Here is a 23,423-nt window from a genome sequence, read left to right as displayed (position 1 = left end):
CGGCCTTCCTGGAGCAGGGGTTCGCCGGAGGCCGGGTTCGCGGGGTCCTGCCGCGCTGCGCGTTTCTATCGTTGAAAATTCTCCGTGCACGACCGTTGTGGAGTGTTTGGTGTTGTGGCTCAATGTTCGACTATGTGCAGTGCCTCGGTGGTTCGAGGTACTCCCGGCTCTTCGACGAGGACGACGCCTTGAGACGACAACACCCGCGCCCCCGTGCCCTGTTCAGGGCGCTCACCTGCGCCGCCGCGCTTCTGATACCGGTCGGCGCCACCCTGGCCCCGACGGCCGCCGCCGCACCCGCCGCCCTGGCGCCGGCCACCGCCACCACCTTCACGGCCGACGACCCGGTCACCGATGTGCACGGGCTGAAGGGCGAGTACTTCAGCATGTCCGCCCCGGGCGCCCGGGACTTCGCGGAGCTAGGCGCCACCTCCCTGGACCCCGAGATCAACTTCCCCGGCCTCACCGGGACGTTCGAGTCGGCGACCGGCAAGACCGAGCACACCACCGCCCGCTGGACCGGACAGCTCGAAGCGCCCGAGACGGGTTCGTACACCTTCTCCGCCATCGGCGACAACGGCTTCCGGCTCTTCCTCGACGGCAACGTTGTCATCGACCACTGGGAGCCCGACTGGGACAAGGAGCAGCACAGCGCGCCGATCGCCCTGAAGGCGGGCGAGAAGCACGACTTCAAGCTGGAGATGTTCCAGGACGTCGGCGGCGCCAGCATGTTCCTGCGCTGGCAGAGCGACAAGCTCAAGAAGCAGATCGTGCCCGAGTCCGCCTTCACCCCGCCCGCGGACTTCGAGGTCTACCCGGTCGCCCTGAGCATCGCCAAGAACGGCAAGCGCCTCCAGGCCACCTTCAGGGACCGGGTCGCCGACTACGGCAAGGTGAAGGACCACCTCAAGATCGAGGTCGACACCTCCCCGATGCCGGTGAAGTCGGTGACCCGGGCCTCGGACAACCCCCGTGCGCTGATCATCGATCTCGCCGCCCCCGTCCTCAAGGACCAGCGGGTCAAGGTCGTCTACGACGGCAAGGGCGGGCTGACGTCGGGGACCGAGACCGTGCCGGAGATCGGCCGCACGGCGAAGAACCTCTCCACGCACCGCCTCACCACCACCTGGGGCGACAAGCTGGACAAGGACCACCCGCTGCCCGAGTACCCGCGTCCGCAGCAGGTCCGTGACCAGTGGAAGAACCTCAACGGCCCCTGGGAGTTCGCCGGGGCCACCGAGGGCGAGAAGCCGGTCTTCGGCAAGAAGCTCGGCGAGCGGATCATCGTGCCGTTCCCGGTCGAGTCCCAGCTCTCCGGGCTGGAGCGCGACGAGGACCACATGTTCTACCGCAAGCTCGTCACCGTGCCGAAGAACTGGTCGGTCGGCAAGGACAAGAACGGCAAGGGCAAGAACGGCAAGAACAAGCGGCTGAAGCTCAACTTCGACGCCGTCGACTACAAGTCCACCGTCTGGGTCAACGGCTCCAAGGTCGCCGAACACACCGGCGGCTACACCGGGTTCAGCGCCGACATCACCGACGCGCTGAAGGGCACCGGCCCTCAGGAGATCGTCGTCGCCGTCACGGACGAGACCGGGCCGAACCAGCCCAAGGGCAAGCAGTCCACCAACCCCGGCGGCATCGTCTACACCCCGTCCTCCGGCATCTGGCAGACCGTCTGGATGGAGCCGGTCGCGCCCGCCGCCATCGACTCCCTGACCACCACCCCGGACATCGACACCGGCCGCCTCGCCGTCACCGTCAACTCCGCGAAGGCGTCCGGCAACGCCCGTATCACCGCCGTCGCCCGCGACCGCAAGGGCAAGGTCGTCGGTACGGTCAGCGGCCCCGCGAACCGCAAGCTCAGCCTCCAGCTCAAGAACCAGCACCTCTGGTCGCCCGACGACCCCTACCTCTACGACCTCGACGTCTCCCTCACCGACGGCCGCTCCAAGGACAGCGTCGAAAGCTACTTCGGGATGCGCCAGCTGAAGATCGACAAGGTCGGCGGCTACCAGAAGCTCGTCCTCAACGGGAAGCCGTTCTTCTCCCTCGCCATGCTCGACCAGGGCTTCTGGCCCGACGGGCTGTACACCCAGCCCAGCGACGCGGCCCTCACCTTCGACCTGAAGGCGCAGAAGGACCTCGGCTTCAACGCCGTGCGCAAGCACATCAAGGTGGAGTCGCCGCGCTGGTACTACCACGCCGAGCGGCTCGGCCTGCTGGTGTGGCAGGACTTCGTCAATGCCGACATCGACAACGACGCCGGCAAGAACGCCTTCCTCACCCAGGGAAAGGAGTTGATGAAGCAGTTCCACAACTACCCCTCGATCAGCGGCTGGATCGTCTTCAACGAGGGCTGGGGCGAGTGGGACCGGACGGAGACCGGCAAGATCGCCGAGGGCGTCAAGGCGCTGGACCCGTCCCGCGTGGTCAACGCGCACAGCGGGGTCAACTGCTGCGCGTCCAAGGGTGATTCCGGCAAGGGCGAGATCATCGACCACCACGACTACGTGAACAACGACCCGGCCTTCCCGGACGACCGCCGCGCCGCGATGGACGGCGAGCACGGCGGCTTCACGCTCCGGACGCCGGGGCACATGTGGCCGGGCGCACCTGCCAACATCTACTCCGGGGTGGCTGACAAGGCCGCTCTCACCGCGAAGTACGTCGACAACACCCGTACGTACTACCTCGCCGCCGCCGGCGCCGAGCTGTCCGGCTCCGTCTACACCCAGGTCAGCGACCTGGAGAACGAGCTCAACGGGCTCTGGACGTACGACCGTCGAGAGATCAAGGTCGACCCCGAGAAGGTCCGCGAGATCAACCGCCAGGTCATCGCCGCCGGGGCCAACGCCGGTCAGCGTGACGAGCTGAAGGGCGGCGGCTCCTGGTCGCTCGACGAGAACAAGGGCACCACGGCCCGCGACAGCGGCCCCAACAAGGCCCATCTCGCCCTGGAGGGCGGCGCGTCCTGGGCGCCGGGCATCACGGGCTCGGCGCTGAAGTTCAACGGCGACGGCCAGTACGCGCAGAGCACCGGCCCCGTCGTGGACACCACGAAGGACTACACCGTCTCCGCGTGGGCCTCGCTGGACGCCCTGCCCGGCAACTACGCCACCGTCGTCAGCCAGGACGGCCGGCGCACCGAGAACCCCTTCTATCTCCAGTACGGACAGGGCGCGTTCGCCTTCTCCACCCCGGGCGGCAAGCGCGCCCGCCTGGAGATCACGCCGGAGACCGGGAAGTGGTACCACCTGGTCGGCGTCCGGCAGGGCGGCGAGGCCAAGCTGTACGTCGACGGGAAGCTCGCCGCCACGACCGAGGCCGGGCCCGCCGATGTGAGCACCGGCCCGCTCTCCGTCGGCCGGGCCCAGTACGCCGGGGCGAAGGGCGACTTCTGGAACGGGTCCGTCGACCAGGTCGGGGTGTACGACAAGGCCCTGACCGCCGATGAGGTGACCGCCCTGTACGGCAGCCGGAAGCCGTAGCGGGGAGCGGACCGGCCCGTTCTCGGCGATCGATCCCTTCCCGGCGATCGGTCCGCTCCCGGCACCCGGGAGCGGACCGATCCGCCATGACGGGCGCGCCGCCCCGCAGGCGGGAAACCACCGGGAGTGACGTCCAACTGCGCTACTCACCACGGTGATTGCCCAACCGTGCGAGGATCCGTGCCATGGAAGGACTGACCTCGGAGGACCCCTCCGGCATCGGCCCGTACCGGCTGTTCGCGCGGCTCGGTGAGGGAGGGATGGGGCGGGTCTATCTGGCGCGTTCCCCCGGCGGTGACACCGTCGCCGTGAAGCTGGTGCGGCGGGAGATCGCGGCGCAGGACGAGTTCCGGCGGAGGTTCAATCGCGAGGTGCGGGCAGCCCGGCGGGTGGGCGGTCGGTGGACCGCCTCGGTGCTCGACGCGGACGTGGCCGCCGAAGTCCCGTGGCTGGCCACGGAGTACGTACCGGGGCCCACGCTCAGGGACGTGGTGAAGGGCGACTTCGGCCCGCTCCCCTCGGCCTCCGCGCACGTGCTCGCCAACCGGATGGGGCTCGCTCTCGCGGCCATCCACGGAGCCGGACTCGTCCATCGGGACCTCAAGCCCTCCAACATCCTGCTGACGACCGACGGCCCCCGCGTCATCGACTTCGGCATCGCCCATGCCCTCGACGGCTCCCACGACGGATCGCTGGGCAGCACCCTCACCCCCATGGGCAGCATGATCGGTTCCCCCGAGTTCATGTCACCCGAGCAGGTGCGCGGCGAGCAGGTGTCGCCGGCCAGCGATGTGTTCTCGGTGGGCTGCGTGCTGGTGTACGCGGCCACCGGCCGGTCCCCCTTCCGGGGCGACGGCACCGGCCTGCACAGCCTGTTGTTCCGCATCGCGTACGAGGACCCCGACCTGGAGGGTGTTCCGGAGGCCTTCGCCGATCTCGCGCGGGACTGCCTCGCCAAGGAGGCTCCCGAGCGGCCGTCCGTGGCGGAGCTGATCGACCGGACCCGCTACGCGCCGTCCGGGGCGTGGCTGCCGCAGCACCTGCTCGCCCGGCTGGACCGGACGGCCACGCAACTCATCGATGAAGAGCGCCGATTGGCCGTGAGGGCGGTCCTGGAGACCGGACACCCCGCCACACCTCTGTCCCGGTCGCCCCTGCCCGGACCCTCCTTGCCCCGATCGCCTCTGCCCTCGTCTTCTCGGACGTCGCCGCCGCGTGCCGTTCCGCTTTCGGACCTACCGAGTGCGCCGGGGACCGCCCGCGTGGCGGTTCGCCGCGAACTGCTGGACCTGCCGGAGTCGGGGATCGTACCGCCGGTGATCCGCTACCGGCCTGGGCCGGCGCCCCTGCTCGGGGCGAGGCGTGACACCGACACCTCACCCCTGCGGCGCCGGGCGCTGCGGGCACGCGTCGTCACGGCGTTCGTCTGCCTGTCGCTGCTGATGGCGCTCGCGGCGGACGCACGACACGCCCCCAGCCCCTTCGTAGGCACCTGGCAGTACCTGCCGCAGACGCAGGGCCCCCGGCTGCCGTACGGGCTGCACCTGGAGTTCACCCTCTCCGGACCGTCCCAAAAGGGTTCGGCGCGGCTCTTCGTGGCCTCGGAGGACGGCTACTGCCACGGAGCCGCGTTCCGAGCACAACATGCGGGCGATGACACCTTGGTCCTCACGGACATGGAGATCAGGACGAGCTCTTCCGGCGGCCACGGGGACGCGACGAAGACAGGCTGTGCCTGGCCCGAGATCCTCACGGTGCGGGCGGGCTCGGCGGCCGAGGGGCGGCCCCTCTCCGTGCGGGGGCCTGCCGGGTATCTGCCGCTGGTCAGGACCGAGGGCGACGCCCAGCACCTCCCGGACGAGTTCATCGGCATCTGGCGTTCCGGCGACACGCGCAGGATCACGTTCGCCCACCCGATAGCGGGTGGTCCCGCTGTCGAGCTGTCCGAGACCACCGAGGGCAGGCATTGCACCTGGCGGGCGGCCTACCTGGGCAACCGGGCGGGCGAGATCGCCACCGGACCGGGCATGCTGGAACCCTCGTCGGACAAGAGCTGTACAGCGGACGGGCGGGCGTCCACCTACCGCTTCACCGACGCCTCGCGCCGGATCCTCGAACGCCGCCTCACCGACGGGTCCGAGCCGGTGCGGTTCACCCTCGGCAGCTGAGCGGCCCACCGAACGGACCATGGCCGTAGCACCCGGACGGCCGGCCCGACAGCGACGGGTGATTCCCGTCGCCGCCGGACCGGCCGGTCATCGCTCATCGGCTCTGAGGTCATCCGCTCCGAGCGCATCGGCTCTCAGTTCATCGGCCCCCGGGGATCACGGAGCCCAGGGGGCGTCCACCGCCCACGTCGTGTCCTCGGCGAAGAGAGCGGGACTGTCGAAGGCCCGTCCGCCGCCCGGGGTGGCCAGCCACACCTCCGAGTCGATGTGGCGCAGATAGCTCCCCGGCAGATTGGCGCTGGTGAACCGCACCCCGCCGTTCCCCGCGACCGCGCACCAGGTCGCATCCGCCTTGAACAGCGCGGAGTTGTCGTTCGCGTCGCGGTGGACCCGGAAGTCCCGGTGGCGGAGGAACTGGCCGGGGTAGTTCCGGGACTCGAAGGAGTAGCAGTTGCTGTTGGCGAGGCCGGTGCCGATCTTCCAGGTGGCGTCCGCCTTCAGCACGGCCGGACTCCCGCTGTTCACCACCTCGGTGAAGGCCTGCGCGTCGTAGTGGCGCAGGTGCTTCGTCGTGTGCCCGGGGGTGGTGACCCGCAGCGACTTGAACTGCCCGGTGGGCAGCGTCACCGGGGGAGCGGGGTTGCGGGACGCCTGGATGAGGGCCTGGTTGGCGGCCTTCACCCGGGCGGTGTCGACCTTGACGACCTGGCGGTCGTAGGTCAGCAGCCCGTTCGCCTCGTTCTCGACGTCCGTGATCTCCGTGTACACCGACGCGGAGAGCCCGGCGGGAAGCTGGCCGATCCGGATGGCGTCGAGCAGGCCGACGAAGCGGTTGTTGAGGGCCGCGATGCTCGGCTGGTCCTCGTAGCTGAACCCGCCGCCCGGGTACCACTCATGGCCCGGCACCTTGTAGCCCAGTCCGCCGAACTCGCCCAGCACGGCGGCCCGGGTCGCGGTCGGCGCCGTGTTGCCGGGGCCGACGTAGATGTGGTTGTCGACCACGTCACCGTTGCCGCCGTCGACCGAGCCGCAGCAGTTGACCCCGCTCATGTTGTTGACGAGACGCGAGGGGTCCTGGGCCTTGACCTCGTCGGCGATCCTGGCCTGGTCGTACTGGCCCCAGCCCTCGTTCTGGTTCACCCACATCACCACCGAGGGCGAGCTGCGGTGCTGGTCGATGACCGCCCGGTACTCCGCCTCCCACTGCGTGCGCGAGGGCCCGTCCGGGACCTTGCCGGTGTCCATCGAAGGCATGTCCTGCCAGACCAGCAGCCCCAGCCGGTCCGCCCAGTAGAACCACCGCTGCGGCTCCACCTTGATGTGCTTGCGGACCATGTTGAACCCGAGGTCCTTGTGGGCCTGGAGGTCGTACTTCAGCGCTTCGTCGGTCGGCGCGGTGTAGATGCCGTCCGGCCAGTAGCCCTGGTCCAGCGTGCCCGTCTGGAACACGAACTTCCCGTTGAGCACCGGCCGCAGCATGTTGTCGACCTTCGCCAGACCCACGGACCGCATACCGGTGTAGCTGCCCACGGTGTCGGTGACCGCCGAGCCGTCGAGGAGGTCGGCCCGCACGTCGTACAGGAACGGGTCCTCGGGGCTCCACAGCCGCGGATTCGGAACGGGTACGGAGATCTCCCCGCCCACCCCACCGGTCGCCGAGCCCACCACCGTACCGCCGGCCGACACGGTGATCCGGGCGTTCCTGCCCGCCGCGCCCGCCGTCTGGACCCGCACCCGCAGGGTGCTGTTGCCCAGGTTCGGCGTCATGTCGAGGCGGGTGATGTGGGCGGAGGCGACGGGTTCCAGCCAGACCGTCTGCCAGATGCCGGAGGCCGCTGTGTAGAAGATCCCGCCGCCCGGATGCGGCTTCACATCGTTGATGCGCTGCTTGCCGACCGCCTGGCCGCCGGTCTGGCTCGGGTCGTGGACGGAGACCACGACCGTGTTCGTACCGCCGCCCAGCTGCGGCGTGATGTCGTACGCGAACGAGTCGAAGCCGCCCTTGTGCGCGCCGACCTGGGTGCCGTTGACCCAGACGGTGGTCTGCCAGTCGGAGGCCCCGAAGTGGAGCTTCACCCGGCGGTTGTTCCAGTTGGCGGGGACGGTGAAGGTCCGCTTGTACCAGAGCTTGTCGTTCTCGGTGATCCTCCGCTGGATGCCGGAGAGCGCGGACTCCGCGACGAACGGGACGCGGATCTGCTCGGGGAAGGTGGCGGGCTGCCCCGCGTCACGGCCGGTGACCGCGAAGTCCCAGATGCCGTTGAGGTTCGTCCAGTCGGGGCGGGTGAGCTGCGGGCGCGGGTACTCGGGCAGAGGCTTGTCGACCGGGACCTGGTTCGTCCACGGCGTCGTCATGGGCGCCGGCTTCGGCGTCCAGGCGGCGGGCGCGGCGGCCGCGGGGGAGGTGCCGCTGCCGACGAGTGCGGTGGCCACCAGGGCGAGGAGGCCGGTGGCAGCCGTTAATCTCCGCCACCAGGTGCGGGGTGGTGAGCTCATGGTGTGAACATCCCTTTCGTAGTCATACCGGGTCAGGCGAGCGGTGGCTTCAGAGCAGCCGCCACAGATGGTCGGCCGTTCCGTTGTCGTCGTACTGGACGACATGGGCGCTGTCGGCCAGGGACATCCCGTCCACGCCGAGCACCTTGTCCGAATTCCGGTTACGGATGCGGTACCATCCGCCCCCGTCCGGGACGAACTGCCAGAGGTGGTCGGCGGTGTCGTTGTCGTCGAACTGCACGACGTGCGCGCTGTTCGCGGTGGACATGAGGTCGACCCCCAGCACCTTGCCGGAGTGGCGGTTGCGGATCCGGTACCAGCCATCGCCGTTGGCCACCAGCCGCCAGAGGTGGTCGGCCGTCCCCGTGTCGCCGAACTGGACGACGTGGGCGCTGTCGGCGGTGGACATCCCGTCCACGCCGAGCACCTTGCCGGAGTGCCGGTTGGCGATCCGGTACCAGCGGTCCGCCAGCCATGGTTCCGCTTCCGGGGCGGCCGTCGGGAAGGACGTGATCCGCAGCCGCGCCGCGCCCATCGGGATGAGCGTGACCTCCTCGACCGGCTCGGTGGAGCGCGCCGGGCTCGCCTGGAGGGGCGCGACCACGCGCTCGTCGTCCGCCGTCCACTCCGGGATGCGGCGGGCCCGGGCGGTCATCGTGAGCGGGGTTCCGGCATGGGTGAACGGGTTGTCGCCGGGGGCGCGGCCCGTGGAGCGGTGGCGCAGGCCGGCGGTGGGGCGGGCGGGGTCCAGGACGAGGCCGTAGTTCCAGGCGCTCGTGGCGTGGACCGCGTACTCCGGGAACGTATCGCTGCCGCTGATCCGTTCGTACCGCTCCCCGATCCGGAGCGAGTACGTGAGCGGCCCGTGGTCCACGCTGACGGAGCGGTGGTTCTCCGCCCAGGTCCGTACGGCGGTCCGCTGCGGCAGTCGCAGGGTGACCCGGTCGCCGCTCGCCCAGGTCCGGTCGATCCGGGTGAAGGCCGGGCCGGCGGGGGCGGTGACCCGCTGCCCGTTGACCCGGATCTCGGGGTCCGCGCACCAGGCGGGGACGCGCAGGACGAGCGGGAAGCGCAGGGGTTTCGGTGCGGTGAGGGAGAGCGTGACCGTGTCCGTGAACGGGTAGCCGGTCTCCTCGGTGAACGTCACCTCCGTGCCGTCCGCGACCTTCGCGGTCACCTCGCTCGGCGCGTACATCGCCGCCGCGAGCCCGCCGTCCGGGGTGGCGAGCCACAGCTCCTCGGTGAAGTAGGGCCAGCCCATGCCGTAGTTGTGCGGGCAGCAGCGGTACTGGTCCACGCCCGGCAGGTACGCCAGCATCGCGAACGGGTTCTGGAACTGGCGGTCGCGCTTGGGCTCGTCGTCCAGGTCCACGCTGTTGGCGCAGGTGATGTAGTGGACCGCCTTGCCCGACGGATCCAGCGACGCGGGAAGCGAGTTGAACGCCAGCTCCTCGCACCGGTCCGCCCACAGCGGGTCCCCGGTGATCCGGGTGAGCAGCTGGTGGCTCGCCATGAACTCGACGATGCCGCAGGTCTCGAACCCCTGGCGGGGGTCGCCGTGGCCGGGCCGGGCGTTCTCGTCCCCGGCGAACCCGCCGCCGGGAAACTGGCCGTAGGCGCCCATGGCCTTCGCGTAGGTGCCGTAGGTGTTACGGGTGTCGGTGGCCGAGCCGCTGCGCAGCGCGAACTGGGCGGGCTCGCGGAAGCCCTGGGCGATGTTGACGTTGTGCGGGTTGACCAGGTTGTCGCCCCAATTCGCCCCGTACCGGTGGATCTTGTCGACGAGGTCCAGGAGGAAGGCGTCACCCGTGCGGTTGTAGAGCCACATGGCGCTGTCCAGGCCGTCGCCCCAACGCAGAGCGATCCAGCTGGTGTTGAAGGCGCCGGGGCCCTGCGCGTTCATATAGCGGAAGAAGCGGCTGAGGAACGGGATGATCCGGGTGTCTCCGCTGTACTCCTGCCAGGAGCGCATCGCCTGGACCAGCGGCAGGAACGGCCAGAAGTCGGGGCCGCCGTTGAGCGAGGTCCGCAGCGCCTTCGGGCCGAAGAAGCCGTCGCTCTGCCCGGTGGCGAGGATCGCGTCCATCCAGCGGCGGGTGGTGGCCAGCGCGGCCGCGTCCCCGGTGACGCTCGCGAGATCGGCGTATCCGCGCAGCCAGTACGGGACTTCCTCCCAGCCGCCACGGTCGGGGCGGACCCAGCCGGTCGCCGTGAAGTCCAGGAAGTGCGAGAGCTCCTCGTACCGGCCGCACAGCCCCTCCAGCTGGAGCCTCAACTGACCGGCCAGCCAGCCGCGCGCTGTCACCTTGCCCGGGGGGAGCTTGAGGAAGGCGGTGGGGTGCAGCGGCGCGGCGTTGGGGGAGTAGTGGCCGCCGGGTGCGGCCGCCACCCGGTGGCGGTGGGGCGTCGCGGCGGTCGCCCACCGGCTCGACGTGCCGGTGGCGACGGCGGTGGCCACGGCGGTGGTGATGAGCTGCCTGCGGTTCAGAGGCATCGGTACGGCTCCTGCTCTGAGCCGGGGACCGCCTGAGCTGCCGGCCGGCTCGGTGGGGGTGGTGGCCACGCGCGGTGCGGCGCGCGGGGCTGGTGCAGGGCGTGGTGCGAGAGCCTGGTGCGGGGGGTCTGGTGCGGAGGCCGCCCGGCCGGGGGAGCGGCGGGGCGGCCGGTCGGGCGCATGCTGAAGATCGCCGTCGCCCGGGCATCCCGGCGAACGGCGCCCGGTCTTTCAACGTTGGAAATGCGGCGTCCGGCGGTATGACAGCACGGCGCCGGGCGGCTGTCCAGAGGGTGCGCAGGAGTCGTTGCCGTACGGCGGGCCGCTGCGCGCACACGCATCCCACCGGGCCGCCGACACATTTTGGAAACGCATCGACCCTGCTCTTGCCGCCCGTGCCGCACCGCATATATAACGTTGTAAACCGAGCCGCCGACAGCCCGAGCAGGCCCTCGTGACCACTGTTCCCGCACGTCGGAGCAGGGCCCTGAGGAGTGCAGGGGCATCAGCCGCCGAGCGGCCGATCGCCTCGTCCCGCCATGCCCGACCGCACGCCGATGCGCGTGCCGTCAACCCGCCAAGGAGCGTTCCGCGCATGATGATCCAGCGTCGACCCCGTACCCTCGCCGTGGCCTGCCTCCTCGCCGCCACCGCCACGCTGGCCGCCGCCGGCTGTGCCAAGTCGGAGACCTCGAACACCGCGGGCGGCGACAGCAGCCAGGGTGCCCAGGAAGCCAAGTCCCCCGACTCCACCTCCGGTTCGGGCTGTTCGCTGGAGACCTACGGCGCGCCGAAGCTGGACCTGAAGAACGCCGTGGTCGGCTTCTCCCAGTCGGAGAAGGAGGCCAACCCGTTCCGGATCGCCGAGACCCAGTCCATCAAGGACGAGGCGAAGAAGATCGGCGTCAAGAAGCTCCTCACCACCAACGCCCAGTCCCAACTGTCCAAGCAGATCAGCGACATCCAGGACATGCTGTCGCAGGGCGCCCAGTTCCTCATCGTCGCGCCGCTCAACTCCGACGGCCTGGAGCCCGCGTTGAAGGCGGCGGCGGCCAAGAAGGTGCCCGTCCTCACCATCGACCGCAAGGTCAACTCCACCGCCTGCAAGGACTACGTGGCCTTCCTCGGTTCCGACTTCGTGGAGCAGGGCAAGCGCGCCGCCGACGCGATGATCAAGGTCACCGGTGGCAAGGGCAAGGTGGCGATCCTGCTCGGCGCCTCCGGCAACAACGTCACCACCGACCGCACCAAGGGCTTCGTCGACCAGGTCAAGGCCGAGGCGCCCGGCCTGGAGATCGTCGCCCAGCAGACCGGCGAGTTCGCCCGCGACAAGGGCCAGCAGGTCATGGAGCAGCTCATCCAGTCCAAGCCCGACATCACCGCCGTCTACGCGGAGAACGACGAGATGGGCCTCGGCGCCCTCACCGCGATCAAGGCCGCCGGGAAGAAGCCCGGCAAGGACGTCAAGATCGTCTCGGTCGACGGCACCCGCAACGCCGTCCAGGCCCTGGTCAACGGCGAGTACAACGCGGTCATCGAGTCCAACCCGCGCTTCGGCCCGCTCGCCTTCGCCACCGCGCAGAAGTTCTACGCCGGTGAGGAGATCCCGGAGAACGTGATCATCACCGACCGGGAGTACGACGAGGCCAACGCCAAGGACTCGCTCGGCGGAGCCTACTGACCCCGACCGGACGGCCGGCCGCTGTGAAGCCCTTCGCGCTCACGGCGGCCCGGCCCCATTCCCGTAACACCGGAAGGCCAGGATCCATGGCACCCACCGAAGCGACACCCCAGCACGCGGAGACCGCCGTCGCGGACGTCGTGCTCGAAGCCCGCTCGGTCAGCAAGCGGTTCCCCGGCGTCGTCGCCCTGGACGACGTCTCCTTCTCGCTGCGCGCCGGGGAGACCCACGCGCTCGTCGGCGAGAACGGGGCCGGCAAGTCCACCCTCATCAAGGTGCTGACCGGCGTCTACCGGAGCGACGACGGCGAGGTGCGGGTGGCGGGCGCGCCCGTCAGCTTCTCCCGGCCCTTCGAGGCGCAGCAGGCCGGGATCTCCACCATCTACCAGGAGGTCAACCTCGTCCCGCTGATGAGCGTGGCGCGCAACATCTTCCTGGGCCGCGAGCCGAAGAACCGTTTCGGCCTCATCGACTTCGGCCGGATGAACCGCGAGACCACCGAACTCCTCGACGGCTTCGGCGTCCGCGTCGACCCCAAACGCCCCCTGCACACCCTGGGCATCGGCACCCAGCAGATGGTCGCGCTCGCCCGCGCCGTCTCCGTACAGGCCCAGGTCGTCATCATGGACGAACCCACCTCGTCCCTGGAGCCCCGCGAGGTCGAGACCCTCTTCCGGGTCATCGAGAACCTCCGCGGCCAGGGCATCGCCGTCCTCTACGTCAGCCACCGCATGGACGAGCTCTACCGCATCTGCGACCGGGTCACTGTCCTGCGCGACGGCCGCCACATCCACACCGGCGACCTGGCCGACCTGGACCGGATGCGGCTCGTGTCGATGATGCTCGGCCGCGACCTGGCCGAGGTCCGCCGCGAGGGCCTCACCAGCTTCGACGCCGCCGGCCACGAGGTGGCCCGTACGCCCGTCCTCACCGCCACCGGCCTCGACCGGCGCCACCAACTGCACGACATATCCCTCCAGTTGTACGGGGGTGAGGTGCTGGGACTCGGCGGGCTGCTGGGCTCCGGGCGCAGCGAGACCGCCAAGGCGCTGACCGGCGCGCTGCCCCTGGACGGCGGCGAGATCACCGTCGACGGCGAGCGCATCGGCCGCCCCACCCCGGCCGCCGCCATCCGCGCGGGCATCAGCATGCTCCCCGAGGACCGCAAGGCGGAGGGGATCATCCCGCAGCTCTCCGTACGCGAGAACATCGTCCTCGCCGCCATGCCCCGGCTCTCCCGGGCCGGGATCGTCTCGCGCGAGAAGCAGGACCGGATCGTCGACATCTTCATGGAGCGGCTGCGGATCAAGGCCTCCAGCCCCGAGCAGAAGGTCGGCGAACTCTCCGGCGGCAACCAGCAGAAGGTGCTGCTCGCCCGCTGGCTCTGCCTGGAACCCAAGGTGCTGCTCCTCGACGAACCGACCCGGGGCATCGACGTCGGCGCCAAGGCCGAGGTGCAGAGCCTCATCGACGACCTCGCCCGCGAAGGCCTCGCTGTCCTGCTGATCTCCTCCGACATCGAGGAGCTGATCGAGGGCGCGGACCGCATCGTCGTCCTGCGCGGCGGTGCCGTCGCCGGTGAACTCGCCGGTGACGAGGTGGAGGAGAGCCGCCTCCTCGAAGTGCTCGCCGACCACACGCCCGCCGCCAAGCCTGCCGACCACACGCCCGAAACCGGCCGGAAGGCCCCGGCGGCCGGCCAGGAGGACCCCCGATGACCACCCAGGCCACCCTGCCACGCCCCGCGAAGCCGCTGGCCCGGCTGCGCGACCCCGCCTGGTACCAGGAGTACGGCGTGTACGCGGCCGTCGCCGTCGTCCTGCTCTTCAACGCCCTGTTCACCGATCACTTCCTGACGGCCGACAACCTGCGCACCCAGCTCGTGCAGGTTGCCCCCATCGTGATCGTCGCGCTCGGCATGGCCCTGGTCATCGGCACCGAGGGCATCGACCTCTCCGTCGGCTCCACCATGGCGCTCGCCGCCGCCCTGCTGCCGCTCTACCTCGGTTACGGACTGGTGCCCGCGCTCCTGATCGCGCTGCTGGCCGGAGCGGTCGTCGGCGCGATCAACGGGACACTCGTCTCGCTCGTCGGGCTGCAACCCATCGTGGCGACCCTCGCCCTGTTCGTCGGCGGCCGGGGCCTGGCCCTGGTGATGGCGGACGGCCAGCTCAAACAGATCGTCAACCCGGACATCCTCGCGCTCGGCACCGGCTCCTTCCTCGGCATTCCGCTCGTCGTCCTCATCGCGGGCGTGCTCGCCCTGGCCGTCGCCTTCCTCGTGCAGCGCACCACCTTCGGCCGCCAGATCGTCGCCATCGGCGGCAACCGGCCGGCCGCCGCCCTGTCCGGACTGCCCGTCAAGCGCGTCCTGATCGGCGTCTACATCCTCTGCGGCACGATGGCCGCGCTCGCCGGGATCCTCGCCACCGCCCGGCTCACCGCCAGCGACCCGTCCTCGCTCGGCACCCTCATGGAGCTCTCCGCCATCACGGCCGTCGTCGTCGGCGGCACCCCGCTCAACGGCGGCTCCATCCGGGTCCTCGGCACCGTCGCCGGCGCCCTGCTGATGCAGCTGCTGCGCGCCACCCTCGTCAAGCACGACCTGCCCGACTCCACCGCACAGATCGCCCAGGCGGCCATCATCATCGCCGCCGTCTACGTCGCCCGGGAGCGTCGGTCCCGATGAAGAACACCACCTCCGCCGCCCCGGCCCCCCAGGCGCCGGCGCCGCTCAAGAACGCCCCCTCGCGCACCGAACCCCGGCCCGAGCGCTCCACCGGCTCCCGGATCGGCGAACTCGTCCAGCGCCAGGGCGTCCTCGCGGTCCTGCTGACCGTGATCCTCATCGCCTCGTTCGTCTACCCGACCTTCGCCAGCCTCGACAATGCCCGGGGCGTCACCGTCCAGGCCTCCTTCCTCGCGATCGTCGCCCTCGGCATGACCCTGGTCATCATCACCGGCGGCATCGACCTCTCCGTGGGCTCCGTCTTCGCCCTCGGGGGAGTCCTGGCGGCCTGGGCCTCGCAATGGGGATTCCTCGCCGCCCTGCTCGTCCCGCTCGTGGTCTGCGGTGTGATCGGGCTGGTCAACGGCCTACTCATCGCCCGCGCGAACATGGCGCCCTTCATCGTCACGCTCGCCTCACTCCTCGCGGCGCGCGGCATCCTGCTCGCCTTCACCGACGAGGGCGCCACCACCTACCTCGTCCCCAAGGACTCCGCCTTCGCCGAACTCGGCCAGGGCAGCGTCTGGGGCTTCGGCTACCCGATCCTCATCGCCCTCGTCCTCTTCGGGGCCGGCGGACTGCTGCTCCAGCGGACCTCGTTCGGGCAGACCCTGTTCGCCGTCGGCGGCAGCAGCGACGCGGCCACCCTGATGGGCCTCCCCGTCGCCCGTACGAAGATCCTCGTCTACACGCTCAGCGGGCTGCTCGCCGGACTCGCGGGGGCGCTGAACGCCGCCCGCCTCTCCTCCGGCGTCACCATCGTCGGCGTCGGCATGGAGCTGGACGCGATCTCCGCCGTCGTCATCGGCGGCACGCTCCTCATCGGCGGCGCCGGATCGATCAGCGGCACGCTCTGGGGCGTCCTGCTGCTCGCCGTGATCCAGAACCTCATCAACCAGATCGGCTCGCTCAACTCCTCGTACCAGTCGGTGGTCAGCGGCGGCTTCCTTATCGTTGTCGTGGTGGCGCAGCGTTACCTCGCGCGCAGCCGGAGAACCACCTGAACCGGACGGACCGGACAGGATGGGCAGGGACGAGTCGAACCGAGTACAAGGAGTGCCGTGGGCGTCAGCCTCAAGGACGTAGCTCAACGGGCGGGCGTGTCCATCAAGACCGTGTCGAACGTGGTGAACAACTACCAGCACGTCACCCCCAAGATGCGCGCCAAGGTCCAGCAGGCCATCGACGAGCTCGGCTACCGGCCGAACCTCACCGCCCGCCATCTGCGTAAGGGCCGCACCGGCATCATCGCGCTGGCCGTCCCCGAGTTCGGCAACCCGTACTTCGCGGAGCTCGCCGGTGAGGTCGTCGATGCCGCCGCCCGGCACGACTACACGGTGCTGGTCGACCACACCGGGGGCCTGCGCGAGAAGGAGCTGCTGGTCAGCCAGGGGTTCCGGTCCCATGTCATCGACGGGCTCATCCTCAGCCCCATCCACCTGGAGACCGAGGACCTGATGGCCCGTACGGAGACAGCACCGCTGGTGCTGCTGGGAGAGCGGGAGTACGAGGCCCCGTACGACCACATCGCCATCGACAACGTGGCCGCCGCCCGCGAGGCCGTCGCCCACCTCATCGCCCTCGGCCACCGCCGGATCGCCTTCCTCGGCTCCCGTACCGGCCAGGAACGCCAGCCCGCCCACCTGCGGCTGCGCGGCTGGCGCGAGGAGCTGGCCGCCTCCGGCATGACCCCCGACGAGTCCCTCGTCGTCGTCACCGACGGCTACGGGAGGGAGGACGGCGCCGCCGCCATGGCCTCGCTCCTCGACCGCGGCGAGCAACCCGACGCCGTCTTCGCGTACAACGACATGATCGCCATCGGCGCCATGCGCACCATCACCGAGCGCGGCCTCACCATCCCGGGCGACATCGCCGTCGTCGGCTTCGACGACATCGAGGAGAGCCGGTACGGGACCACCACCCTCACCACCATCGCGCCCGACAAGGCGGCCATCGCCCGGCTCGCCGTCGACAGCCTCGTCGAACGCCTCGCCGGAACCCCGCTCGCCGAACCCCGGCGGCCCCGCCCCGGCTACCGCCTCGTCGTCCGCGAATCCACCACGCCCCGCCCGTCCCGCTAGCCGTCGCCCGCACCCCCCAAGGAACTCCTCATGCCCACCGTGCACCGCAAACCGTTCGGCCACGCCCCCGGGCAGGGCGAGACCGACCTCTGGACCCTCGAATCGGGCACCGGGGTACGGGCCGAGATCCTCACCTACGGCGGTGTCCTGCACAGCCTCACCGTGCCGGACACCGCCGGCACCCCGGGCCCCGTCGTCCGCTCGCTGCCCGCCCTCGACGACTACACCGACAAGAACCCCTACTTCGGGGCCATCGTCGGCCGGTACGCCAACCGCATCGCCCACGGCCGCTTCACCCTCGACGGCACCACGCACCACATCCCCGCCAACGACCGGGGCCACGCCCTGCACGGCGGCCCGGACGGCTTCCACACCCGGGTCTGGGAGGCGGCGGCGGACCGTACCGACACCGAGGCGGTCCTCCGGCTCACCCTGCACAGCCCCGACGGCGACATGGGCTTCCCCGGAGCGCTCGACATCACCGCCACCTACACCCTGGACACCACCGGCACGCTCGCCCTGGAGTACACGGCCGTCACCGACCGGCCCACCGTCGTCAACCTCACCAACCACGCCTACCTCAACCTCGGCGCCGACGACATCCTCGGCCACACCCTCCAGGTCGACGCCGACCACTACCTCCCCGTCGACGCCACCTCCATCCCGGAAGGCCCTCCGGCCCCGGTGGCCGGCACTCCGTTCGACCTCACCACCCCGCAGCCGATCCGGAGCGCCCTCTCCCGCACCCACCCCCAACTCGCCCTGGCCGGCGGCTTCGACCACTGCTGGGTGCTCAGCGATGCGGCCCCCGGAACCCTCCGCCGCGCCGCCCGCCTCAGCGCCCCCGGCGACCGGCGCACCCTGGAGCTGTGGACCACCGAACCGGGGGTCCAGGTCTACACCGCCAACCAGCTCGACGGCGCCTTCACCGACGGCACCGGCCGCCGCCACGAACGGCACGGATCGCTCTGTCTGGAGACCCAGCACCTCCCCGACTCACCCAACCGCCCCGCCCACCCCAGCACCGTGCTGCGCCCCGGCGAAACCCTGCGCAGCCGTACCGAATGGCGCTTCCCGCACCTGAGCGCTCAAGAAAATCGGTTGCGGCCTTCCACCGCCCCCTGATCTACTCCCCGCAAGCCACCAGGACGACCCAGGAGTTTTCTGACCATGCGCCGAGCTTTCGTGTTCCTCCCGACAGAAACTGACCTTTCTCTCAAGGACATGAAGCTTCTTGCGTACGTTGAACCTGGGAATTCTGGCGCATGTCGACGCCGGTAAGACAAGCCTGACCGAGCGGCTCCTCCACACCGCCGGCGTCATCGACACCATCGGCAGTGTCGACGACGGCAGCACACAGACCGACTCCCTTGCCCTGGAGCGCCGACGCGGCATCACCATCAAGTCGGCCGTCGTCTCCTTCACCCTCGGCGCCACCACGGTCAACCTGATCGACACCCCCGGCCACCCGGACTTCATCGCCGAGGTGGAGCGGGTCCTCGGCGTCCTCGACGGGGCCGTCCTCGTTGTCTCCGCGGTGGAGGGCGTCCAGGCGCAGACCCGGGTCCTGCTGCGGACCCTGAGACGGCTGCGCATCCCGACCCTGCTGTTCGTCAACAAGACCGACCGGCCGGGCGCACGGTACGGCTCGCTGTTGACGAGCATCACCGAACGGCTCTCCCCGGACATCGTGGCCATGGGCTCGACCCGGCACCTCGGCACCCGGTCCGCTTCCACCACGCCGTTCACCGGGTCCGACCCCGGCTTCACCGGCGCGCTCACCGACCTGCTCACCCGCCACGACGACGAACTGCTGACCGCGTACGTCGACGACCCGGCGGCCCTCACCCACGCCCGGCTCCTGGAAGTTCTCGCCGAGCAGACCGCCCGGTGCCGCGTCCACCCGGTTTTCTTCGGCTCCGCCGCCACCGGCTCGGGCATCGACGCCCTGGCCGACGGCATCACCGGCCTGCTGCCCGCCGCCACGGGGGACGCGGAGGCGCCGGCCCGGGGCACGGTGTTCAAGGTCGACCGGACCGCGAACGGCGAGCGGACCGCGTACGTCCGCATGGTCGAAGGGACCGTGCACGCCCGCGAGGTGCTGCGTTTCCGCAGCCCGGACGGCCGGGAGGGAGAGGACAAGGTCTCGGCGGTCACCGTCTTCGAGGACGGCGGCGAAGTGCCGGTCCCCGCTGTCGGCGCCGGCCGGATCGGCAGGCTGAAGGGGCTGGCCGGCATCCGCATCGGCGACAGCGTGGGGGAGGCCCGGGCGGAGGCCGGGCGCCGCCACTTCGCTCCGCCGACCCTGGAGACGGTCGTCGTCCCCGTGCGGCCGGAAGACCGGGGCGCCCTGCACGTCGCCCTCGGCCGCCTCGCCGAACAGGACCCGCTGATCGCCGTCCGCCGCGACGACCTCCGTCAGGAGGTGTCCCTCTCGCTCTACGGGGAGGTGCAGAAGGAGGTCATCCAGGCGACCCTGGCCGACGAGTTCGGGGTCGACGTCACCTTCCGCGCGACCACGACGATCTGCCTGGAACGGCCGGCCGGTACGGGGGCGGCCGTCGAGATCATCGACACCGATCCCAACCCCTTCCTCGCCACCGTCGGCCTGCGCGTCGATCCGGCCCCGTACGGCAGCGGGGTGGAATTCCGCCGCGAGGTGGAACTCGGCTCCATGCCCTATTCCTTGATGCGGGCGGTGGAGGACACCGTGCATTCCACGCTGACCCAGGGAATCCACGGCTGGCAGGTGACCGATTGTGTCGTCACCCAGACGCATTCCGGCTACTGGCCCCGGCAGAGCCATTCCCACGGCACCTTCGACAAAAGCATGTCCAGCACGGCGGGCGATTTCCGTAACCTGACACCCCTCGTCCTGATGGACGCGCTGCGCCGGGCCGGAACCCAGGTGTACGAGCCCATGCACCGCTTCCGCCTGGAGCTGCCCACCGACACCTTCGGCGCTCTGGTCCCGGTCCTCGCCCGGCTGCGAGCCGTCCCCGGGCCGCCCGGGATGCGCGGGGCGCTCTGCACCCTGGAGGGCGAGCTCCCGGCGGCCCGGGTCCACGAACTCCAGCAGCTGCTCCCGGGGTTGACCCGGGGCGAGGGGATGCTGGAATCGGCTTTCGACGGCCACCGCCCGGTGACCGGCCCGGTCCCGGACCGGCCGCGCACCGACCACGACCCGCTGCACCGCAAGGAGTACCTGCTGCGCACGGTGCGGCGGGTCGCCGGTTGAGGCCGCTACTTCAGGTACGGGCCCGCCGCGCCGATCTTCCCCGGCGCGGCGTTCTTCCCGCCGAGGTCCAGGACGTACACGCGCAGGTTCCCCTTCCCGGGCGCCGGGACCGCGAGCATGCCCCCGCTCACCACCTTGGTGTCACCGGTCACGGCGTCCTTGTAGGTGCCGTTCGGGATGCCGGTGTACGTGGCACTCCCGGAGACCGTCACCAGGGCGAAGCTGTCGGTGCCGCTCGCCGCGTCGGTGTAGCGCCGCTTGTACGCCATGGAGCCGCTGATGCCCTCCGTGGAGTACTGGCCCATCTGGAGGGAGGGGACCGCCCGCCGGATCTCGTTGAGCCGCTGGAGGTGCCGGGCCAGGGGCGCGGCCAGGGTGTCGGCGACCTTGCCGGTGGCCGAGGAGACCTTCCCGAAGTCCGACGCCGTCACCTCGCCGGCCAGATGGTCCCCGAAGTAGGCCCGCCCGGTCGACGCCAGCGGGCAGCGGGGCCCGCAGTCGATCTGCTTCCCCTTCTGGAACTCGATCTCGGAGCCGTAGTAGAGCGTCGGAATGCCTCGGAACGTCCACATCAGCGACATGTTCTCCGCCCACGCGTCCGTTCCGCCCGTGTACCGCTCGCTGCTCTTGTTGGGCCCGTAGTCGTGGCTGTCGACGTAGACCACGTTGTAGGTGGCGTCGTGGTAACTGTCGTCGGAGTCCTTGCCGTTGTGGAAGGCGTTGTCCGCGTCACCGAAGTTCATGTGCATCCGCATGTCGATGACGTTCATCCCGGAGAACCGGCTGCGGTCCGGTGCGTGGTAGGCGTTGCCCTTGAGGAACGCGTTGTCGGAGACAGGCTGGGACCCTGTGCCCTGCTGCTGCTCGTAGTCGTACATCTCCAGGGCGGCCTTCTCGTCGTCCGCGCTGTACTCCTTGCGCTCCTTCCAGGTGAAGAACTGCGCGGAGTGGTTGACCGAACCGCGGTTCCACTTGTCGTTGACGAAGGCGGCGACCTCGCCGAAGACGAAGAAGTTCTTGGCCGCCTCGGCACCGAACTTCTGCGTGACCCGTTCCTGGATCGCGGGCAGGAAGCGGCGGTTCCAGGTGGTGCGGGGGATGTGCACCGCCGTGTCGAGCCGGAAGCCGTCGACGCCCATGTCGATGTACTTGTTGTACGCGCCGATCAGGTAGTTCTGCACCTGGGCGTTCTCGGTGTTGAAGTCGGCGAGGTCGTCGTGGAGCCAGCAGGAGCGGGAGTCCTCGCCCTCCCAGTTGCCGATCCAGCAGTTGTGGTAGAGCGCCTTGGGGAACATGCCCGAAGTGGGGCTCGGCCACTGGCAGTTGTAGATCCGATAGCCCTCCGGTGAGGTGTGCCCGGTGGGCGTGCCCCAGCCCACGCAGGTGTTGCCGGTGGGCTCGGCCGTGGACCACAGGTCGCCGTTGTAGTACGACTTCCCGGACTTGGGCTCGACGGTGAGCCCGTCGTAGGTGAAGCCGTCGTTCCTCTCGTCGTAGTACCAGCTCCACTGGCTGTCGCGCACCCCGAACGCCTTCGGCGTGAACAGGCCCTTGGCGCCCCAGCGCGAGGAGTGGTTGTGGATGACGTCCTGGTAGATCTTCATGCCCTTGGCGTGGGCGGCGTTGATGAGGTCCTGGTACGAGGCGCCGGCGGACTCCAGGCGTGGGTCGACCTTGTAGAAGTCGTAACCGTGGTAGCCGTGGTAGTCGTAGTCCGAGCGATTGAGGACGACCGGGGTGACCCAGATCGCGGAGAAGCCGAGCCCCTTGATGTAGTCGAGCTTCTGCACCAGCCCCTTGAAGTCCCCCCGGAACATGGGGTCGTTGTTGGCCGCGTTGCCGGACTTCTCGTGCTGGCTGCCGCCCCGGTTGTTCGTGGGGTCGCCGTCGTTGAAGCGGGCGGTCAGCACGAAGTAGATCGGGTCCTTGCGGGGATCGGTGCCCAGCGGCGTGCCCGTCGCCGGAGCGGTGGGCTTCTCGCCGGTGGTGGCGGTGGCCGCCGCGGACGCGGCCGACACGTTCCCGGCGGCGTCGACGGCCCGCACGGTGTAGCGGTAGGCGGTTTTCGCCTCAAGTCCGGTGTCGGCGAAGACGGTGGAGCCGACATCGGTGACGAAGGTGCCCTTCGTGCCGCCCGTCCGCGTGACCTGATACTTCGTCACGCCCCGGTCATCGATGGAGGGTTCCCAGCTCACCAGGACGGACACCCCGTCGGCCGCGGCCTTCACCGCGGTGGGCACGGAGGGCGCCTCGGTGTCCGGCTCCTCGGTGGCGCAGGGGTCCTTCGCCGTGGCGGTCACCTTGCGGTCCTTCACGGTGGTGAGCCCGGCCGGGAGGGTGTAGTCGCTGCCGTTGTTGTTGTCCCAGACCCCGTTGCCGTTGTTGAACGTGGCCTGGAGGCCGGTGGCGCTGCCCAGGTCCACGGTCCGCCGCACCCAGCCGGTGCAGGCGGCCTCCATGCCGACACCCGGAAGCGCCGTCCAGGCTCCGCCGTGCGGGCGGTAGTGCAGATTGACGGTGGACCAGCCGACGGTGGACGTCGCGTAGTAGACGGACGCGGTGTTCGGCCCGCCGGGATCAGGCTCCTCCGGGTCCGAACCCGCACACGGGTCGCTGTGCGCCACGACCCCGTCCTTGACGGTGATGTTCCCGGTGCCCAGGTCGTAGTTCTTGCCCGCGTTGTTGTCCCAGGTGCCCGAGCCGTTGGTGAAGGTGGCCTTCAGCCCGCTCGCACCGCCCAGCGGAACGGTCAGCTTGACCCAGTCGGTGCAGGCGGAGGCCATACGGGTGCCGGGCACGGTGGTCCAGGAGCCGCCGTCGGGGGCGTAATGCAGGTGGTACGCCGACCAGTTCCGGGTCTTCGTGGAGTAGAAGACGGTCGCCGTGGTCTCGGCGGCGGCCGTAGCGGCGACGGGTGCGGTGGCCGGAGCGGGGTTCGGGGGTGGTGCGGCGGTGAGGAGTCCCAGCAGTCCGGCTGCCGCCACGGCCGCCGCGAGCGGACGTCGGCCGGACAGCCGGCGGGAGGTGCGTCTCATACGTGTCTCCA

Annotated in this window: 12 protein-coding genes; 9 read left to right on the top strand and 3 right to left on the bottom strand. The window is 70.2% G+C overall.

Translation table 11 applies throughout. From position 1 onward, the window contains the following. The first annotated feature begins 122 nt into the window (after positions 1-122). Together IF17_RS0116175 and IF17_RS1000000138535 are read left to right on the top strand one after the other, a co-directional pair. Positions 123-3,491 carry a LamG-like jellyroll fold domain-containing protein gene (locus IF17_RS0116175; protein ID WP_030566491.1) on the top strand — a complete coding sequence of 1,123 codons (3,369 nt, stop codon included), beginning with the start codon at positions 123-125 and terminating at the stop codon, positions 3,489-3,491. Between the two features lie 185 nt (positions 3,492-3,676). Next, positions 3,677-5,659 carry a serine/threonine-protein kinase gene (locus IF17_RS1000000138535; RefSeq protein ID WP_051884020.1) on the top strand — a complete coding sequence of 661 codons (1,983 nt, stop codon included), beginning with the start codon at positions 3,677-3,679 and terminating at the stop codon, positions 5,657-5,659. A 156-nt stretch (positions 5,660-5,815) separates the two neighbouring features. Here IF17_RS1000000138535 and IF17_RS0116165 read toward each other — a convergent pair whose 3' ends face one another. Further along, a complete protein-coding gene (locus IF17_RS0116165; protein ID WP_032771995.1) occupies positions 5,816-8,155 on the bottom strand; it encodes a glycoside hydrolase family 2 in 2,340 nt (779 codons plus the stop codon). Positions 8,156-8,204: 49 nt separating this feature from the next. After that, positions 8,205-10,649, bottom strand: coding sequence for an RICIN domain-containing protein (locus tag IF17_RS0116160; RefSeq protein WP_030566487.1), 2,445 nt, complete (start codon positions 10,647-10,649; stop codon positions 8,205-8,207). Positions 10,650-11,244: 595 nt separating this feature from the next. Here IF17_RS0116160 and IF17_RS0116155 point away from each other — a divergent pair. From IF17_RS0116155 to IF17_RS0116125, 7 genes are all read left to right on the top strand, one after another. Beyond that, positions 11,245-12,330: an ABC transporter substrate-binding protein gene (locus tag IF17_RS0116155; RefSeq protein ID WP_018514882.1), complete on the top strand. Its 1,086-nt coding sequence runs from the start codon at positions 11,245-11,247 to the stop codon at positions 12,328-12,330. Between the two features lie 86 nt (positions 12,331-12,416). Continuing rightward, on the top strand, positions 12,417-14,048 hold the full coding sequence (locus tag IF17_RS0116150; protein WP_030566485.1) for a sugar ABC transporter ATP-binding protein: 1,632 nt from the start codon (positions 12,417-12,419) through the stop codon (positions 14,046-14,048). After that, a complete protein-coding gene (locus IF17_RS0116145; RefSeq protein ID WP_030566483.1) occupies positions 14,045-15,019 on the top strand; it encodes an ABC transporter permease in 975 nt (324 codons plus the stop codon). The genes IF17_RS0116150 and IF17_RS0116145 overlap by 4 nt, the downstream gene beginning before the upstream one ends. Further along, the gene (locus tag IF17_RS0116140) at positions 15,016-16,062 is read left to right on the top strand and encodes an ABC transporter permease (RefSeq protein ID WP_030566481.1); all 1,047 of its coding nucleotides are present in this window, start codon (positions 15,016-15,018) and stop codon (positions 16,060-16,062) included. The genes IF17_RS0116145 and IF17_RS0116140 overlap by 4 nt, the downstream gene beginning before the upstream one ends. A gap of 57 nt (positions 16,063-16,119) precedes the next feature. Then, the gene (locus IF17_RS0116135) at positions 16,120-17,139 is read left to right on the top strand and encodes a LacI family DNA-binding transcriptional regulator (protein ID WP_030566479.1); all 1,020 of its coding nucleotides are present in this window, start codon (positions 16,120-16,122) and stop codon (positions 17,137-17,139) included. Between the two features lie 30 nt (positions 17,140-17,169). Then, positions 17,170-18,264: an aldose epimerase family protein gene (locus tag IF17_RS0116130; protein ID WP_030566477.1), complete on the top strand. Its 1,095-nt coding sequence runs from the start codon at positions 17,170-17,172 to the stop codon at positions 18,262-18,264. Between the two features lie 109 nt (positions 18,265-18,373). Continuing rightward, the gene (locus IF17_RS0116125; RefSeq protein WP_030566475.1) at positions 18,374-20,377 is read left to right on the top strand and encodes an elongation factor G; all 2,004 of its coding nucleotides are present in this window, start codon (positions 18,374-18,376) and stop codon (positions 20,375-20,377) included. 5 nt (positions 20,378-20,382) lie between these two features. On the opposite strand, the gene IF17_RS0116120 is transcribed toward IF17_RS0116125, so the two are convergent. After that, positions 20,383-23,412 carry a carbohydrate binding domain-containing protein gene (locus tag IF17_RS0116120; protein WP_030566473.1) on the bottom strand — a complete coding sequence of 1,010 codons (3,030 nt, stop codon included), beginning with the start codon at positions 23,410-23,412 and terminating at the stop codon, positions 20,383-20,385. Positions 23,413-23,423 lie beyond the last annotated feature (11 nt).

The sequence above is a fragment of the Streptomyces cyaneofuscatus genome, from assembly GCF_000718135.1.
In the GTDB taxonomy this organism is placed as follows: domain Bacteria; phylum Actinomycetota; class Actinomycetes; order Streptomycetales; family Streptomycetaceae; genus Streptomyces; species Streptomyces cyaneofuscatus.
Note: the sequence above shows the minus strand (reverse complement) of the source record. Positions and strands in the feature narration are given on the sequence as shown.

What these genes read in the sequence shown, in the direction of transcription:
- IF17_RS0116175 (WP_030566491.1), top strand. Translation starts at nt 123, where the DNA reads ATGTTCGACTATGTGCAGTGCCTCGGTGGTTCGAGGTACTCCCGGCTC.
- IF17_RS1000000138535 (WP_051884020.1), top strand. Translation starts at nt 3,677, where the DNA reads ATGGAAGGACTGACCTCGGAGGACCCCTCCGGCATCGGCCCGTACCGG.
- IF17_RS0116165 (WP_032771995.1), bottom strand. Translation starts at nt 8,155, where the DNA reads ATGAGCTCACCACCCCGCACCTGGTGGCGGAGATTAACGGCTGCCACC.
- IF17_RS0116160 (WP_030566487.1), bottom strand. Translation starts at nt 10,649, where the DNA reads ATGCCTCTGAACCGCAGGCAGCTCATCACCACCGCCGTGGCCACCGCC.
- IF17_RS0116155 (WP_018514882.1), top strand. Translation starts at nt 11,245, where the DNA reads ATGATGATCCAGCGTCGACCCCGTACCCTCGCCGTGGCCTGCCTCCTC.
- IF17_RS0116150 (WP_030566485.1), top strand. Translation starts at nt 12,417, where the DNA reads ATGGCACCCACCGAAGCGACACCCCAGCACGCGGAGACCGCCGTCGCG.
- IF17_RS0116145 (WP_030566483.1), top strand. Translation starts at nt 14,045, where the DNA reads ATGACCACCCAGGCCACCCTGCCACGCCCCGCGAAGCCGCTGGCCCGG.
- IF17_RS0116140 (WP_030566481.1), top strand. Translation starts at nt 15,016, where the DNA reads ATGAAGAACACCACCTCCGCCGCCCCGGCCCCCCAGGCGCCGGCGCCG.
- IF17_RS0116130 (WP_030566477.1), top strand. Translation starts at nt 17,170, where the DNA reads ATGCCCACCGTGCACCGCAAACCGTTCGGCCACGCCCCCGGGCAGGGC.
- IF17_RS0116120 (WP_030566473.1), bottom strand. Translation starts at nt 23,412, where the DNA reads ATGAGACGCACCTCCCGCCGGCTGTCCGGCCGACGTCCGCTCGCGGCG.